Annotated in this window: 10 protein-coding genes; 4 read left to right on the top strand and 6 right to left on the bottom strand. The window is 67.2% G+C overall.

Features of this window, described 5'->3' with window-relative positions:
* The first annotated feature begins 10 nt into the window (after positions 1-10).
* A complete protein-coding gene (gene cobN, locus K8U54_RS09700) occupies positions 11-3,739 on the top strand; it encodes a cobaltochelatase subunit CobN (RefSeq protein WP_249909930.1) in 3,729 nt (1,242 codons plus the stop codon).
* A 382-nt stretch (positions 3,740-4,121) separates the two neighbouring features.
* Here cobN and K8U54_RS09695 read toward each other — a convergent pair whose 3' ends face one another.
* From K8U54_RS09695 to K8U54_RS09690, 3 genes are all read right to left on the bottom strand, one after another.
* Positions 4,122-5,210 (bottom strand): 3-deoxy-7-phosphoheptulonate synthase, encoded by a 1,089-nt coding sequence (locus tag K8U54_RS09695; protein WP_249909929.1) that lies wholly within the window; start codon positions 5,208-5,210, stop codon positions 4,122-4,124.
* Positions 5,211-5,481: 271 nt separating this feature from the next.
* Positions 5,482-5,613: a hypothetical protein gene (locus K8U54_RS25190; RefSeq protein WP_283939407.1), complete on the bottom strand. Its 132-nt coding sequence runs from the start codon at positions 5,611-5,613 to the stop codon at positions 5,482-5,484.
* Between the two features lie 187 nt (positions 5,614-5,800).
* A complete protein-coding gene (locus tag K8U54_RS09690; protein ID WP_249909928.1) occupies positions 5,801-6,379 on the bottom strand; it encodes a TIGR00730 family Rossman fold protein in 579 nt (192 codons plus the stop codon).
* A gap of 111 nt (positions 6,380-6,490) precedes the next feature.
* Between K8U54_RS09690 and K8U54_RS09685 the strand changes: the two genes are divergently transcribed.
* The 3 genes from K8U54_RS09685 to K8U54_RS09675 all read left to right on the top strand — a co-directional run bounded on the left by K8U54_RS09685 (position 6,491) and on the right by K8U54_RS09675 (position 9,555).
* Complete coding sequence (locus K8U54_RS09685; protein WP_249909927.1) at positions 6,491-7,498, top strand: ATP-binding protein; 1,008 nt, start codon at positions 6,491-6,493, stop codon at positions 7,496-7,498.
* Positions 7,480-8,172 carry a vWA domain-containing protein gene (locus K8U54_RS09680; RefSeq protein ID WP_249910426.1) on the top strand — a complete coding sequence of 231 codons (693 nt, stop codon included), beginning with the start codon at positions 7,480-7,482 and terminating at the stop codon, positions 8,170-8,172. Before K8U54_RS09685 ends, K8U54_RS09680 begins: the two co-directional genes overlap by 19 nt.
* Before the next feature lie 66 nt (positions 8,173-8,238).
* Complete coding sequence (locus K8U54_RS09675) at positions 8,239-9,555, top strand: leucine-rich repeat-containing protein kinase family protein (RefSeq protein ID WP_249909926.1); 1,317 nt, start codon at positions 8,239-8,241, stop codon at positions 9,553-9,555.
* Between the two features lies 1 nt (position 9,556).
* Here the strand turns inward: K8U54_RS09675 and K8U54_RS09670 are convergent, their stop codons facing one another.
* From K8U54_RS09670 to K8U54_RS09660, 3 genes are all read right to left on the bottom strand, one after another.
* A complete protein-coding gene (locus K8U54_RS09670; RefSeq protein ID WP_249909925.1) occupies positions 9,557-10,318 on the bottom strand; it encodes a hypothetical protein in 762 nt (253 codons plus the stop codon).
* A gap of 33 nt (positions 10,319-10,351) precedes the next feature.
* Positions 10,352-11,668 (bottom strand): MFS transporter, encoded by a 1,317-nt coding sequence (locus tag K8U54_RS09665; RefSeq protein WP_249909924.1) that lies wholly within the window; start codon positions 11,666-11,668, stop codon positions 10,352-10,354.
* Between the two features lie 399 nt (positions 11,669-12,067).
* The gene (locus tag K8U54_RS09660; RefSeq protein WP_249909923.1) at positions 12,068-13,648 is read right to left on the bottom strand and encodes an aldehyde dehydrogenase (NADP(+)); all 1,581 of its coding nucleotides are present in this window, start codon (positions 13,646-13,648) and stop codon (positions 12,068-12,070) included.
* Positions 13,649-13,658: the final 10 nt, after the last annotated feature.

Here is a 13,658-nt window from a genome sequence, read left to right as displayed (position 1 = left end):
GGCGCCCGTCATGCACCTGCTGCGTACCCAGCCCGGCCAGTCGCTGCCGGCCGACAGCATCGCCGACCTCGGCCAGACCCCCGCCGAGCTGGTGGTGCTGTGCACCGGTGATTCGCACCTGTCGTTGCTGGCCGAAGTCGCCCGCCATCTGCCCGAGGATTACCCCAGCCTGCGCCTGGCCAGCCCGGCGCAGCTGGGCAACAACGCCTCGGTGGACTTCTATGTCGAGCAGGTGCTCCGGCACGCCAAGGTGATCATGATTTCCGTGCACGGCGGCGTCAGCTACTGGCGCTACGGCATCGAGCGGCTGGTGGAGCTGGCAGGGCAGGGCAAGACGCTGATCCTGGTGCCGGGTTGCGATAACCCCGACCCCGAGCTCACGGCGCTGGGCAACGTGACCGCCGACGATGCCGAACGCCTGTGGCAGTACCTGCGCCAGGGCGGTGTGGATAACGCGCGGCAGTTCTTCAACTGCATCGCCGACCGTTACCTGGGCCGGGACTACGGCTGGCAGCCGCCGCACCCGCTGCCGCGGGTTGGCCTCTATCACCCGCGTATCGGCAATGCCTCGCTGCAGGACTGGCGCGGCGACTGGCGAGCGGATGCACCGGTTGCCGCCTTGCTGTTCTATCGCACCCATGTGCAGGCGGCCAACACCGCCTTCGTCGATACCTTCTGCCAGCGCCTGCAGGCCCAGGGCCTCAACCCGCTGCCCATCGCGGTGGCCAGCCTCAAGGAGGCGGCCTGCCTGGCCCAGGTCGAGGACTGGCTCGACGACGCGGGCGCCAGTCTGATCATCAACACCACCGGCTTCGCCCAGTCCAACCCGGAGTCGCCCCAGGCGCGGCCATTCCGCCGTGACGTGCCAGTGCTGCAGGCGCTCTGCGCGCTGGACAGCGAAGAACAATGGCAGGGCAACGCCCAGGGCCTCGGCCCCCGTGACCTGGCCATGCATATCGCGCTGCCGGAGCTGGATGGCCGCCTGATCACCCGGCCCATCAGCTTCAAGGGCCTGGCCTGGCGCAGCGAACGCAGCCAGAGCGATGTGGTTTGTTACCGCGCGCACCTGCCGGGCATGGATTTCGTCGCCGAACTGGCGCGCCGTCAGGCTGACCTGCAGCGCCTGCCGGCTGTGGATAAACGCATCGCCCTGGTACTGGCCAACTATCCGACCCGTGATGGCCGTATCGGCAACGGCGTCGGTCTGGATACGCCAGCGGCGGCGCTGAATATCCTCCGGGCCCTGCAAGCCCGGGGCTACCCGGTCGAGGGCCTGCCGGCCAGCGGCACCGCGCTGATTCATGGGCTGCTCGGTGGCGTGACCAACGACCTCGACAACCTCGACCTGCGGGCCTGTGCGCAGAGCCTGGCGCTGGACGACTACCAGCGCTTCTTTGCCGCCCTGCCCGAGGCCAATCGCCAGGCGGTGCTGGAACGCTGGGGCGCGCCGGAGAACGACCCGATGTTCCGCGCAGGCCGGCTGATGATCGCCGGCCTGCGTTTCGGCCTGACCTTCGTCGGCATCCAGCCGGCACGGGGTTATCAGGTCGATGCCGCAGCGGTCTACCACGACCCGGATCTGGTGCCGCCCCACGGCTACCTGGCCTTCTATTGCTGGATGCGCCACGTATACGGGGCCAACGCGGTGATCCACGTCGGCAAGCACGGCAACCTGGAATGGCTGCCGGGCAAGAGCGTCGGGCTGTCCGAACGCTGCTGGCCGACTGCGATCCTCGGTGCGCTGCCGAATATCTACCCCTTTATCGTCAACGACCCCGGCGAAGGTGCCCAGGCCAAGCGCCGCACCCAGGCGGTGATCATCGACCACCTGATGCCGCCGCTGACCCGCGCCGAGAGCTACGGCCCGCTGCGCGATCTGGAGCGCCTGGCCGACGAATACTACGACGCCAGCCAGCTCGACCTGCGCCGCGCCGCCGAGCTGCGCGGCGAGATCCTGCAGAAGGTGCGCGAGGCCAGCCTCGACCGTGAGCTGGGCCTGCAGCTCAACGACGACCCTGCCAGCTGGCTGCCGCAGCTCGACGCTTACCTGTGCGACCTCAAGGAATCGCAGATTCGCGATGGCCTGCATGTGTTTGGCGAGTCGCCAGCCGGGCAACTGCGCCGTGACACCCTGCTGGCGCTGCTGCGCATTCCACGTGGCGACGGGCAGGGCGGCAATGCCAGCCTGCTGCGTGCCTTGGCCAGCGACTTGGCACTCGATTTCGATCCCCTCGATTGCGAGATGGCGGCGCCGTGGAGCGGCCCGCGTCCTGACGTTCTGACTGGGCTGAGCGACGAGCCCTGGCGCAGTTTCGGTGACACCCGCGAGCGCCTTGAGCTGCTGGGCCTGCAGCTGATCGACGGTGGCGAATCAGTCGGCCCGCTCAGCGCAGCCGTATTGCACAACCTGCGCAGCCATATCGCCCCGCTGCTGGACGCCTGTGGTGATGCCGAAATGCGCGGCCTGCTCGATGCCCTGGATGGCCGCTTCGTGCCCTCCGGCCCGAGTGGTGCACCGAGTCGTGGGCGCCTCGACGTACTGCCGACCGGGCGCAATTTCTATTCCGTGGACGTACGCAACCTGCCCACGCCGACCGCCTGGCGCCTTGGCGTGCAGGCGGCGGATCGCCTGCTCGAACGTCACCTGCAGGATGAAGGCGACCACCTGCGCCAGCTCGGCCTGTCGGTGTGGGGCACCGCGACCATGCGCACCGGCGGCGACGATATCGCCCAGGCCATGGCCCTGATGGGCGTACGCCCGGTGTGGCAGGCCGGCAGTGGGCGGGTCGAGCGTTTCGAGGTGCTGCCCCTGGAGCAGCTCGGCCGCCCGCGGGTCGACGTGACCCTGCGGGTGTCCGGCTTCTTCCGTGATGCCTTCGCCAACCTGATCCGCCTGTTCGACGACGCCGTGCAGGCGGTCGCCGATCTGGACGAGGCGCCGGACATGAACCCGCTGTCTGCCCGGGTCTGGCAGGAAGCCCTGGCGCTGCAGGACGGCGGGCTGGACGAACTCGAGGCACGGCGTCAGGCCGGCTGGAGAATCTTCGGCTCCAAGCCGGGCGCCTATGGCGCGGGCGTGCAGAACGCCATCGAAGAGCGCCTGTGGGAAAACCGCGCGGATCTGGCCGAGGTGTACCTGAACTGGGGCGGCTACGCCTATGGCAAGGGCGTCGAGGGCGCGCCGGCCCGCGAGCAGTTCGCCGAGCGCCTGGAGCGCATGCAGGCGGTGCTGCATAACCAGGACAACCGCGAACACGACATCCTCGATTCCAACGATTACTACCAATTCCAGGGCGGCATGCTGGCGGCGGTGGAAACCCTGTGCGGCGCCAGGGTGGCCAGCTACTTCGGTGACAACAGCCAGCCCGACACCCCGCGCATCCGCACCCTCAAGCAGGAGCTGGGGCGCGTGGTGCGCGCTCGTGCGGCCAACCCGAAGTGGATCGAGGGCATGAAGCGCCACGGCTACAAGGGCGCCTTCGAACTGGCCGCGACCATCGATTACCTGTTCGCCTTCGACGCCACCAGCGAGCTGGTCGACGACCATCAGTACGCGCTGCTCACCGACGCCTACCTGATGGACAAGGGCACCCGCGATTTCATCCAGCAACACAACCCCGGCGCCCTGCAGGATATCATCGAGCGTCTGCTCGAAGCCCAGCAACGCGGTCTCTGGCAGGAGCCGGGCGAGTATCGCGAGGCGCTGGAAAACCTGTTGCTCGACAGCGAAGAAAGCTGAGTTCTGTTGGTGCGTTGGCCGCAAGGTGGCGCAAGCAGCCATTTGCAGTGGTGGGCTAAAGCCCACCCTACAGATCGTGCCAGCCTCGTAGGGTGGGCTTCAGCCCACCACTATGAGCAGGTTTGAAATCGCAGCACGACCGGCCGCTTTTGCCTTGAAGCGGCCTCCAGCGCTTTTGGAGTTTTACGAGCCCCTTCGGTTGCGGGGCGCTGATTCTGGTGTCTCACGACGCCGCGTTTATCGAGGCATTGGCGATTACCGATCGCTTGCAGTGGACGGCGCAGGATTGGCAGTACCAGCGGCTTTTGTAGCCCGAGGTCGAGCGCAGCGACACCCGGGAGGGGTGCCCCCGGTATCGCTACGCTCGACCCAGGCTACGGCGTCAGACCAGATGACGCATGCGGATGGCGGCGTCCACCAGCATGCGTTCGGTGCCAGCCCAGCCGAGGCAGCCGTCGGTGATCGACACGCCGTAGCGTAGCTCGCCGCCGAGGCTCTGGGCGCCGTCGAATAGATGGCTTTCGATCATCACCGCTCGCAGGGCGCCGTCGCCGGCCATGCGCTGGTCGAGCACGCTGCTCAGCACCTCGGGCTGGCGCAGCGGGTTCTTGCCGCTGTTGGCGTGGCTGCAGTCGACCATGATGCGCGGCGCGATGCCCTGGCGCTCCAGCTCGGCGCGCGCGGTGGCGACGCTGGCGGCATCGTGGTTCGGCCCGCCGTGACCGCCGCGCAGTACCAGGTGGGTGTCCGGGTTGCCGTGGGTGTGCACCAGCGCCGGGCGACCGTGGCCATCGATGCCGAAGTGCTGGTGGGTATGGGCCGCCGAGCGCATGGCGTCGCAGGCGATGCCGAGGCTGCCGTCGGTGCCGTTCTTGAAGCCCACCGGCATCTCCAAACCGCTGACCAGCTCGCGATGCACCTGGGATTCACTGGTGCGCGCGCCAATCGCCGCCCAGCCGAGCAGGTCGTCGAAGTAGCCGGCCACCAGCGGCTGGAGGATCTCGCTGGCCAACGGCAGGCCCAGCTCCAGCAGCTTGAGCATCAATTTGCGCGAGCGGCGCAGGCCTTCGGCCATGTCGCCACTGCCATCCAGCGCCGGATCGTAGACCAGGCCCTTCCAGCCCACCGTGGTGCGCGGCTTCTCGACGTAGGCGCGCATCACCAGCAGCAGGCGATCACCCACCCGCTGGCTGAGGGCGGCCAGGCGCTCGGCGTATTCGAGTACGGCGGCATCGTCGTGCAGGGAGCAGGGGCCGACCACTACCAACAGACGCGGGTCGTGACCATCGAGAATCGCGCGGATCGACTGGCGCTGTTGCTGTACCTGGCGGGCGAGGGCCGCGGCGAGCGGCAGTTCTTCGCGCAACTGGGTGGCGCTGGGCAGCGGCGAGGTGTGGCGGCGGGACGGCTGGGCGACCAGGTGCAGGTCGGCGGCTTTGGCGGTGGAGCGGGAATTGACGGCTACGGACATGGTGATTTCCTCGGCCGGCGCGGGCGTTACCGCGCGCGGCGCACTATCGGGCTCGATGGGATGTTCGATTGAGTGGTTGAGCGGCGTGAGCGCCGGTAAATCGCCAGCTGTAGCGGTAATAGGTCTGGTAGGTGGCGTATGTGGTCATGGTGAAATCCTCTGTGAACAATCGATGTGCCGGAAAAAACAAAACCCCCGGTCGGGAGGCCGACCGGGGGTTTCGAGAAACTGTCTGGTGGCGACCCTGAGTTGCTAGGGCGCCTGTGGGGTATCAGGCGCGCCTGTGGCTAAACCAATACCCATAAAAATACGAGGCTGCAGCGACCACGGATGCCTGGGCACGCGCGATCACGATGCAGGCTGCATCGAGGCGGGTGGCGTTCAGGATCAGGGCTGTGGACATGTGCGGCTCCGTTGAATGGGCTCGAAAGTAATCCAGGGAGCGGGGGGAATGCAAGTGCTGGAAGCGCTTGGCCGCTGTTATTCGGGTGGAGAAGGTTCTTGTGGGAGCGCGCCATGCGCGCGAAATCGCGGGCATGGACTAGGCGCCCCCACCCGCTCCCACATAAAGCCTGCTGATCGAGCGAGTATCAGGTTTCCTGCCTGCCGATCCACTTGCCCACGGTGGGTGCCTGGTAGCTATCGATCGCCGCCAACAGCGCCTCGATGTCCTGCTCGACGATCAGCATCTCGCGGTGCGGTGCCTTGACGAAGGCCTCGTCGACCATATGATCGAGAAACCCGGCGAGGCGGTCGTAGTAACCGTTGATATTGAGCAGTGCGCAAGGTTTCTGGTGGTGGCCCAGTTGTGCCCAGGTCCACACCTCGAAAAGCTCTTCCAGCGTACCGACGCCGCCGGGCAGGGCGATGAAGCCGTCCGACAGTTCGGCCATCAGCGCCTTGCGCTGGTGCATGGAGTCGACGATGCGCAGGTCATCGAGGCCGGTATGGGCCACCTCCTTTTCCCACAGCGAACGGGGGATCACACCGATCACTTCGCCGCCGGCTTCGAGCGCCGCGTTGGCCACCGCGCCCATCAGGCCGACCGAGGCGCCGCCGTACACCAGGCCGATGCCGGCTTTGGCGAGGGTCTGGCCGAGGTGGGTGGCCGCCTGGAGATAGACGGGATTGGTGCCCGCATTGGAACCGCAGAAAATGCACAGGCGCATCTGTATCTCCCTGAATAAAGCGCGAACGAAGCCGCCGACCATAGCAGATCAGCCGCGTGTCCTTCGACCACCCGCTGTTACAATGGCGCCTTTGCCCAGCCGGACTGCCCCATGACCGACACCGTCCATTTCCCCCTCGCCGCCGTGGTCGGTGCCGACTCCCTGAAGCTGGCGCTGTGCCTGGTGGCGGTCGACCCGGCGATTGGCGGCGTGCTGATCGAAGGGCCGCGGGGCATGGCCAAGTCGACCCTGGCCCGTGGCCTGGCCGCGCTTCTGGAAAGCGGCGTGTTCGTCACCCTACCGCTGGGCGCCAGCGAAGAGCGCATCGTCGGTACCCTCGACCTGGACGCGGCCCTGGGCGAAGGCCGCGCGCAGTTCTCGCCGGGGCTGCTGAGCAAGGCCGATGGCGGCGTGCTGTACGTCGATGAGGTCAACCTGCTGCCCGATCATCTGGTCGACCTGCTGCTCGATGCGGCGGCCAGCGGCGTCAACCATGTCGAGCGCGACGGCATCTCTCACCGGCATAGCGCGCGCTTCGTCCTGATCGGCACCATGAACGCCGAAGAGGGCGAGCTGCGCCCGCAACTGCTCGACCGCTTCGGCCTCAACCTGGCCCTGGATGGCCAGCCGCAGCCGGCTGCGCGGGCCGAGATCGTCCGCCGTCGCCTGGCTTTCGATGCCGACCCCCAGGCCTTTATCGCCAGGTGGGCCGAGCAACAGCAGGCGCTGGTCGAGCGTTGTGAGCGGGCGCGCCGGCACGTGGCGGGTATTCCCCTCGATGACAGGGCGCTCGACGCCATCACCGAACGCTGTTTCGCCGACGGCGTCGACGGTATGCGTGCCGATCTGGTCTGGCTGCGCGCCGCCCGTGCCCATGCGGCCTGGCGCGGCGCCGATGCCATCAGCGAGGAAGATATCGAGGCCGTGGCCGATTTCGTGCTGCGTCATCGTCGGCGCCACACGCCGCCCCAGCAGCAGGCTCAGCCACCGGCCAGCCCGCCAACCCAGGCGTCGAGCGAACAGCCAGCAGCCGGCGAGGGCAATTGGGGCGAGCTGCCGGCGCAGGCGCAACGTACCGGCGAGCGCCGTGAGCCGCCGCGCTGGGCAAAAAAGCCCTAGGCATTCCCCCGCGTGCCAGGGCGGGGACGGATGCCAGACCGACACCGGGCAAGCAGGCAGGCGGGCGCAGCGGTGCCAAACGGCGCGGTGATAGCGGCCCTATCGACTGGCTCGCCACATTGCTGCAAGGCAAGCCCAGGCGTCGTGCCGATCTGCAGCGCCGACCGCGCAGCGCCGCCCCTACGCAGCTATGGCTGATCGTCGTCGATGCCTCGGCCTCGACCCGGCGCCACGGCGCTCTGAGCAAGGCCAAGGGCTTGCTGGCCGAACTGTTCGAGCGTGCTTACCGGGAGCGCGCGCGAATTGCCGTACTCGACGCCCATGGCGCCCAGCCGCAGTGGCACTGGCAGGGTCAGAAAGCCTCTAGTGCTCTGCAGCAGTGGTTGAGCGAGCTCGGTGCCGGCGGCGGCAGCCCGCTGATCCCGGCCCTGCAGCAGGCCCACGACTGGCTGCAGCGCCGGCAACGCCTCAAGCCCGGCGAGCAGCAACGCCTGCTGGTGATTACCGATGGGCGCCTGCGTGAGTGGCCGGCGCTGTCCATCAGCCCTTGTCCCGCCACCCTGGTGGATATCGAATGCGCGCCGATCCGCCTGGGGCGAGCCGTGCAACTGGCGGGTGAGCTGGGGGCGGACTACCTGCATATCGAAGGGCTGCCCCAGCTATCACGGTTCTGAGCGTTCCTGGCCGGCACGGCGTTGACGTAGACTGGCGCGCTAATTCAGCGACAGGGCCTTTCCTCGATGCACACCCTCGACCAATTGCGTTCCGGCCAGCTCAAGGGCATTTGCCGCCTGGATCTGTCCGCGGCGCTCACGCAGTTTCCCGAGGAAATCTTCACCCTGGCCGACAGCCTGGAAGTGCTTAACCTGAGCGATAACCAGCTCAGTGACCTGCCCGAGGATCTGCACCGGTTGCATCGCCTGCAGGTGCTGTTCTGCTCGAACAACCGCTTCGAGCATGTGCCCGAGTCGGTGGGGCGCTGCCCGTCGCTGCGCATGGTCGGCTTCAAGTCCAACCGTATCCGCGAGCTGTCCGCCAGGGCGCTGCCGTCGCGCCTGCGCTGGTTGATCCTGACCGACAACTGCCTGGAAACCCTGCCCGCCGAGCTGGGCGACTGCAGCGAGCTGCAGAAGCTGATGCTGGCTGGTAATCGCCTGCGTGAATTACCGGCGAGCCTGGCGCGGCTGCGCAAGCTGGAGCTGTTGCGCATCGCTGCCAACCAGCTGCCCGCGTTGCCGGATTTCCTGCTGCAACTGCCCAGCCTGGCCTGGCTGGCCCATGCCGGAAACCCCTTCGATGGCGCGGGCGCAGCCGAATCCCACACGCCCGATGTGCGCTGGGCCGACTTGCAGCTGGGCGAGGTACTGGGCCAGGGCGCGTCGGGCATCATCCACCGCGCCGACTGGCAGCGGGCCGATGGCCAGCGCCAGGCCGTGGCCCTGAAGCTGTTCAAGGGGCAGATGACCAGCGATGGCACGCCGCAGAGCGAAATGGCCGCGTGCCTCACGGTCGGCCAGCATGCCAATCTGATCGGCGCGATCGGCCGCGTCGTCCAGCACCCACAGGGCGAGCAGGGCTTGTTGCTGAGCCTGGTCGAGCCGCGTTTCCGCATCCTCGCCGGGCCGCCGAGCCTGGAAAGCTGCAGCCGCGATGTTTATCCGAGCGACTGGCGCGTGCCATTCATGAAGGCGCTGCGGGTGGCCTGCGGCATCGCCTCGGCGCTGCGACACCTACACGAGCGGGGCGTCACCCATGGCGATCTCTATGGCCATAACATCCTGATCGATGAGGCCGGTAACGCGCTGCTCGGTGATTTTGGCGCGGCGTCTTTGCTGCCTGCCGCGGCGTCGGCAAAACAGGCGTTGCTGCAGCGCATCGAGGTGCGGGCGTTCGGCATTCTGCTCGAGGAACTGCTGCAGCGCTGCGACGTGCCGGTTGAGCATGGGGCGCAGTTGGCCAAGCTGATTCGGCGCTGCCAGCAACCGGAGGTCGGCGCCCGCCCAGACTTCGTCGAGATTGATGGGGCGCTGGCAGATCTGCACGGACACCAAGCTTGAGTTACTCGGTATAGCGCAGCACCAGTAATTCGCGGCCGAGGCTGTCTTTGAACAGCTCGCGAACCTGAGAGATGTTTTCCTCGCCGGCATACAGGCGTACCAGCAGGTCGAGCAGGGTCGAGCCCTGCTGCGCGTCAAGCGCGTGCGTGCGTCGGAAGGCGATCAGGCTGGCGCCAAGGCCGAACAGCCGGTAGCCGTAGTTATCTTCCAGGTGCTCGGCCAGGCGGAAGTTTTCCATCGGCGACAGGTCACAGGAGAAGTAGCCGTTGGCAAACCCATAGAGCGACTCGCAAGCGCGCTGCGCCGGAATACGCAGCAGGTAACATTCGCTGTCGAGTTGCGAGGCCAGATCCTTATTGGCGGCCTGCAGTTCTGACAGGCTCTCTTCGTTCAGGCGCAGATCCTTGGCGAAGATGCTGTCGAACGAGGTTTGCGGAAGCAGGCGCAGAAAGCCCAGGCGGCGAATATGCAGACGTTGCGCCACGGTCAGGTCTTCCCGCGGATAGCCGTCTTCCAGCCAGCCCGGCTCGATACCGGCGGACTCCAGCCAGTCGCCGCTGTCGAGGTCGTGGTAGTGGCTGGCGTGCATCGAGGTGTAGAGCGCCTGGCCGAGATCTTCCAGGGTAAACAGGTGCTGATGGCCGGCTGGCGCCTCGTCGTACGCCCTGAGCAGTTCAGCCTGGCGGGCCGTGAGCCCGGTAGCACTGGCCGAGCAGGCTGTCGTCGGCTTGGGGATCGAGTTCGAGTCGCATGGCAGGCCCACCGAGATTGAGTGGCTTGCATCATAGCGTGGCCGTTACGTCATCGGCTCATCCAGCGAACGCTTCGACGACTCCGGCAGCGCCAGGCCGCCGGCCAGGGCAAGCAGGGCGATGGCGATCAGGTAGAAGGCCGGCGACATGCGGTTGCCGGTCGCCTCGATCAGCCAGGTGGCTACCAGCGGCGCAGTGCCACCGAACACCGTATAGGCCAGGTTGTAGGTGAAGGCCGAGGCGGTGTAGCGCACCCGGGTGGGAAATTGTTCGGAAAGCAGCACCGCAGTGACCACACCGCAGATTACCGCGCCGACGGCCAGCAGCATGGCGCCAATGGCCGATGCCCACAGGGCGCCGGAGGCGGCCAGGGTGAAGGCAGGGTACACCGCGACGATCAGCGCGATACCGGCGGTGAGGATGGTACGTCGACGGCCGACGCGATCCGAGTAGCGGCCCACGAATGGGCACAGCAACGCGGCGAAGAACAGCGCCATCAGGCTGGCGAGCAGTGCCGTCGGCCGCGCCGCGCCACCGACCACCTGCATGTAGGTGGTCAGGTAGGTGGTGAACATGTAGAACGACAGCGCCGTGGCGGAGATGAACGCCGACAGGCACAGCACGGTGGCGCCGTGCTCGCGCAGGGTTTCGCGCAGCGGCGAATGCTCGGGATGAGGTTGCGCCGCCAGGGCCTGGAAGGCCGGCGACTCGTCCAGGCGCAGGCGCATGTACAGGCCGACCAGGCCCAGGGGCGCGGCGATCAGGAACGGCACGCGCCAGCCCCAGGCTTGCATCTGCGCCTCGTCCAGCCAGATGCCCATGCCGAACACCAGCCCGGCCGCGCAGGCGAAGGCGGCGAAGGTGGAGACCGGCACGAAGCTGCCGTAGCGGGCCTTCTGCTCGGTGGGCGCATGCTCCATCACGAAGGCGCAGGCGCCGGCGTATTCGCCGCCCGCTGAGAAGCCCTGCAGGCAGCGCGCCAGGGCCAGCAGCAGCGGCGCGACCAGGCCGATGCTGGCGTAGGTGGGCAGCAGGCCGATCAGGGTGGTGGCGCCGGCCATCAGCAGTACGGTGATCGACAGCACGCGTTTGCGGCCGATACGGTCGCCAAGAATGCCGAACACGATGCCGCCCAGGGGGCGCAGGGCGAAGGACACGGCGAACACCGCAAAGGTCTGCAGCAGCGCCAGGGTCGGGTTGCCCGGCGGGAAGAACAGCGAGGCGATGGTCACGGCGAGAAAGCCATAGACCGCGAAGTCGAACCATTCGACGAAGTTGCCGATGGCCGAGGCGGCGATCACCTTGCGCAAGGTGCCGAGATCGACCGGCTTGGCCGGCTGTGGATAAGTCGTGACGCTCATGGCGGCCTCCGCGCGATTACTCCAACGTGCGGACGCGCCTGGCTCGGACCTTGGCGTCCATCTGTGGATAACCTACGTGGCTCGCCGGGCACGGCGGGATTCGAGTGCGACCTGGGAGTAGTCGTGAGCGACAGGGTTTGTGCGTAAGCGCTTTAGGGCTGCCGAATCACCGATCTCGCGGCGTGATCGCTGGTGGATAAGCTTCGCGTTATCCACCCTACGAGCTGGCACCGCCATCTTGTGGGAGCGGGCCATGCCCGCGCATCGCGGGCATGGCCCGCTCCCACAAAAGAACGGCGCAATTCCTCTGCCGGAGTTCGGGTCGAGCGCAGCGACACCCGGGACATCACCCACAAAAAAGCCGACCCTAAAGTCGGCTCTTTTGCATTGCCGTGAAGCTTACAGCGCGTCGCGGCTGCTGGCGCCATCGACCAGGCGGGCGATCTGCAGCGGGTTGGCGTTCTTCAAGGCGTCCGGCAGCAGGGCGTCCGGGCAGTTCTGGTAGCACACCGGGCGCAGGAAGCGGTCGATGGCCAGGGTGCCGACGGAGGTGCCGCGAGCATCGGAGGTCGCCGGGTACGGGCCGCCGTGGACCATGGAGTCGCAGACTTCCACGCCGGTCGGGTAGCCGTTGAACAGCACGCGGCCGACTTTCTGCTCGAGCAGCGCGAACAACTCTTCGCTGCCGGCCAGGTCGCCCGGCTCGGTGAGCAGGGTCGCGGTCAGTTGACCGTGCAGGCCGTCGATGGCTTTCAGCAGCTCGGCCTTGTCGGCCACTTCGACGACGATGGTGGTCGGGCCGAAGACTTCTTCCTGCAGCAGTTCGTCGCCGTTCAGCAGCAGGCTGACGTCAGCCTTGAACAGCTGCGGGCGCGCCTGGTTGCCTTCCTGCTTGGCGCCGGTCAGGTGGGTGATGCCGGAATGCGCATTCAGCGCTTCCAGGCCTTTCACGTAGCTCTTCAGGGTGCCGGCGTTGAGCATGGTCTGCGGCTGCTGCTCGGCCATCTTGGCGGTGAAGCTTTCCAGGAAGGCGCTGAATTCCGGCGAACGGATACCGATCACCAGGCCCGGATTGGTGCAGAACTGGCCACAGCCCATCACCACGGAACCGGCCAGCTCGCCGGCGATCTTCTCGCCACGGGCCTTGGCGGCTTCGGGCAGCAGGATGACCGGGTTGATGCTGCTCATCTCGGCGAACACCGGGATCGGCTGCGGGCGTGCCGCGGCCATGTCGCAGAGGGCGCGACCGCCTTTCAGCGAGCCGGTGAAGCCGACCGCCTGGATGGCCGGGTGCTTGACCAGCGCCTCGCCAACGCCCGAGCCGTAGATCATGTTGAACACGCCTTTGGGCATGCCGGTTTTCTCGGCGGCGCGCAGAATGGCTTCACCCACGTGGGCGGCGGTGGTCATGTGGCCGCTGTGGGCCTTGAACACCACCGGGCAACCGGCGGCCAGGGCGGCGGCGGTGTCACCACCGGCGGTGGAGAAGGCCAGGGGGAAGTTGCTGGCGCCGAACACGGCGACCGGGCCCAGGCCGATGCGGTACTGGCGCAGATCCGGGCGCGGCAGCGGCTGGCGATCCGGCAGGGCGCGATCGATACGCGCGCCGTAGAAGTCACCGCGGCGCAGCACCTTGGCGAACAGGCGCATCTGGCCGCTGGTACGGCCGCGCTCGCCCTGGATACGGGCGGTCGGCAGGGCGGTCTCGCGGGTTACGGTGGCGACGAATTCGTCACCCAGGGCGTCCAGCTCGTCGGCGATGGCGTCGAGGAACGCGGCGCGCTTCTCGGCCGACAGGCTGCGGTAAGTCGGGTAGGCAGCAGCGGCTGCCTTGGCGGCGCCGTCGACTTCTTCAGGTGTGGCCTGGATGAAGTCGTAGGGCAGGGCTTCACCGGTGGTAGCGTCATGACTCTTGTGAACGACGGAGCCGGCTGCGCTGAACGCGCCGCCGATGATGTTGTGGCCGATGGTAGCGGGCATTGTTAGCTCC

Origin of the sequence: Pseudomonas fulva, assembly GCF_023517795.1 — a bacterium.
In the GTDB taxonomy this organism is placed as follows: Bacteria; Pseudomonadota; Gammaproteobacteria; order Pseudomonadales; family Pseudomonadaceae; genus Aquipseudomonas; species Aquipseudomonas fulva_D.
The sequence above is the reverse complement of the archived record's forward strand: the minus strand, read 5'-3'. Positions and strand labels throughout refer to the sequence as shown.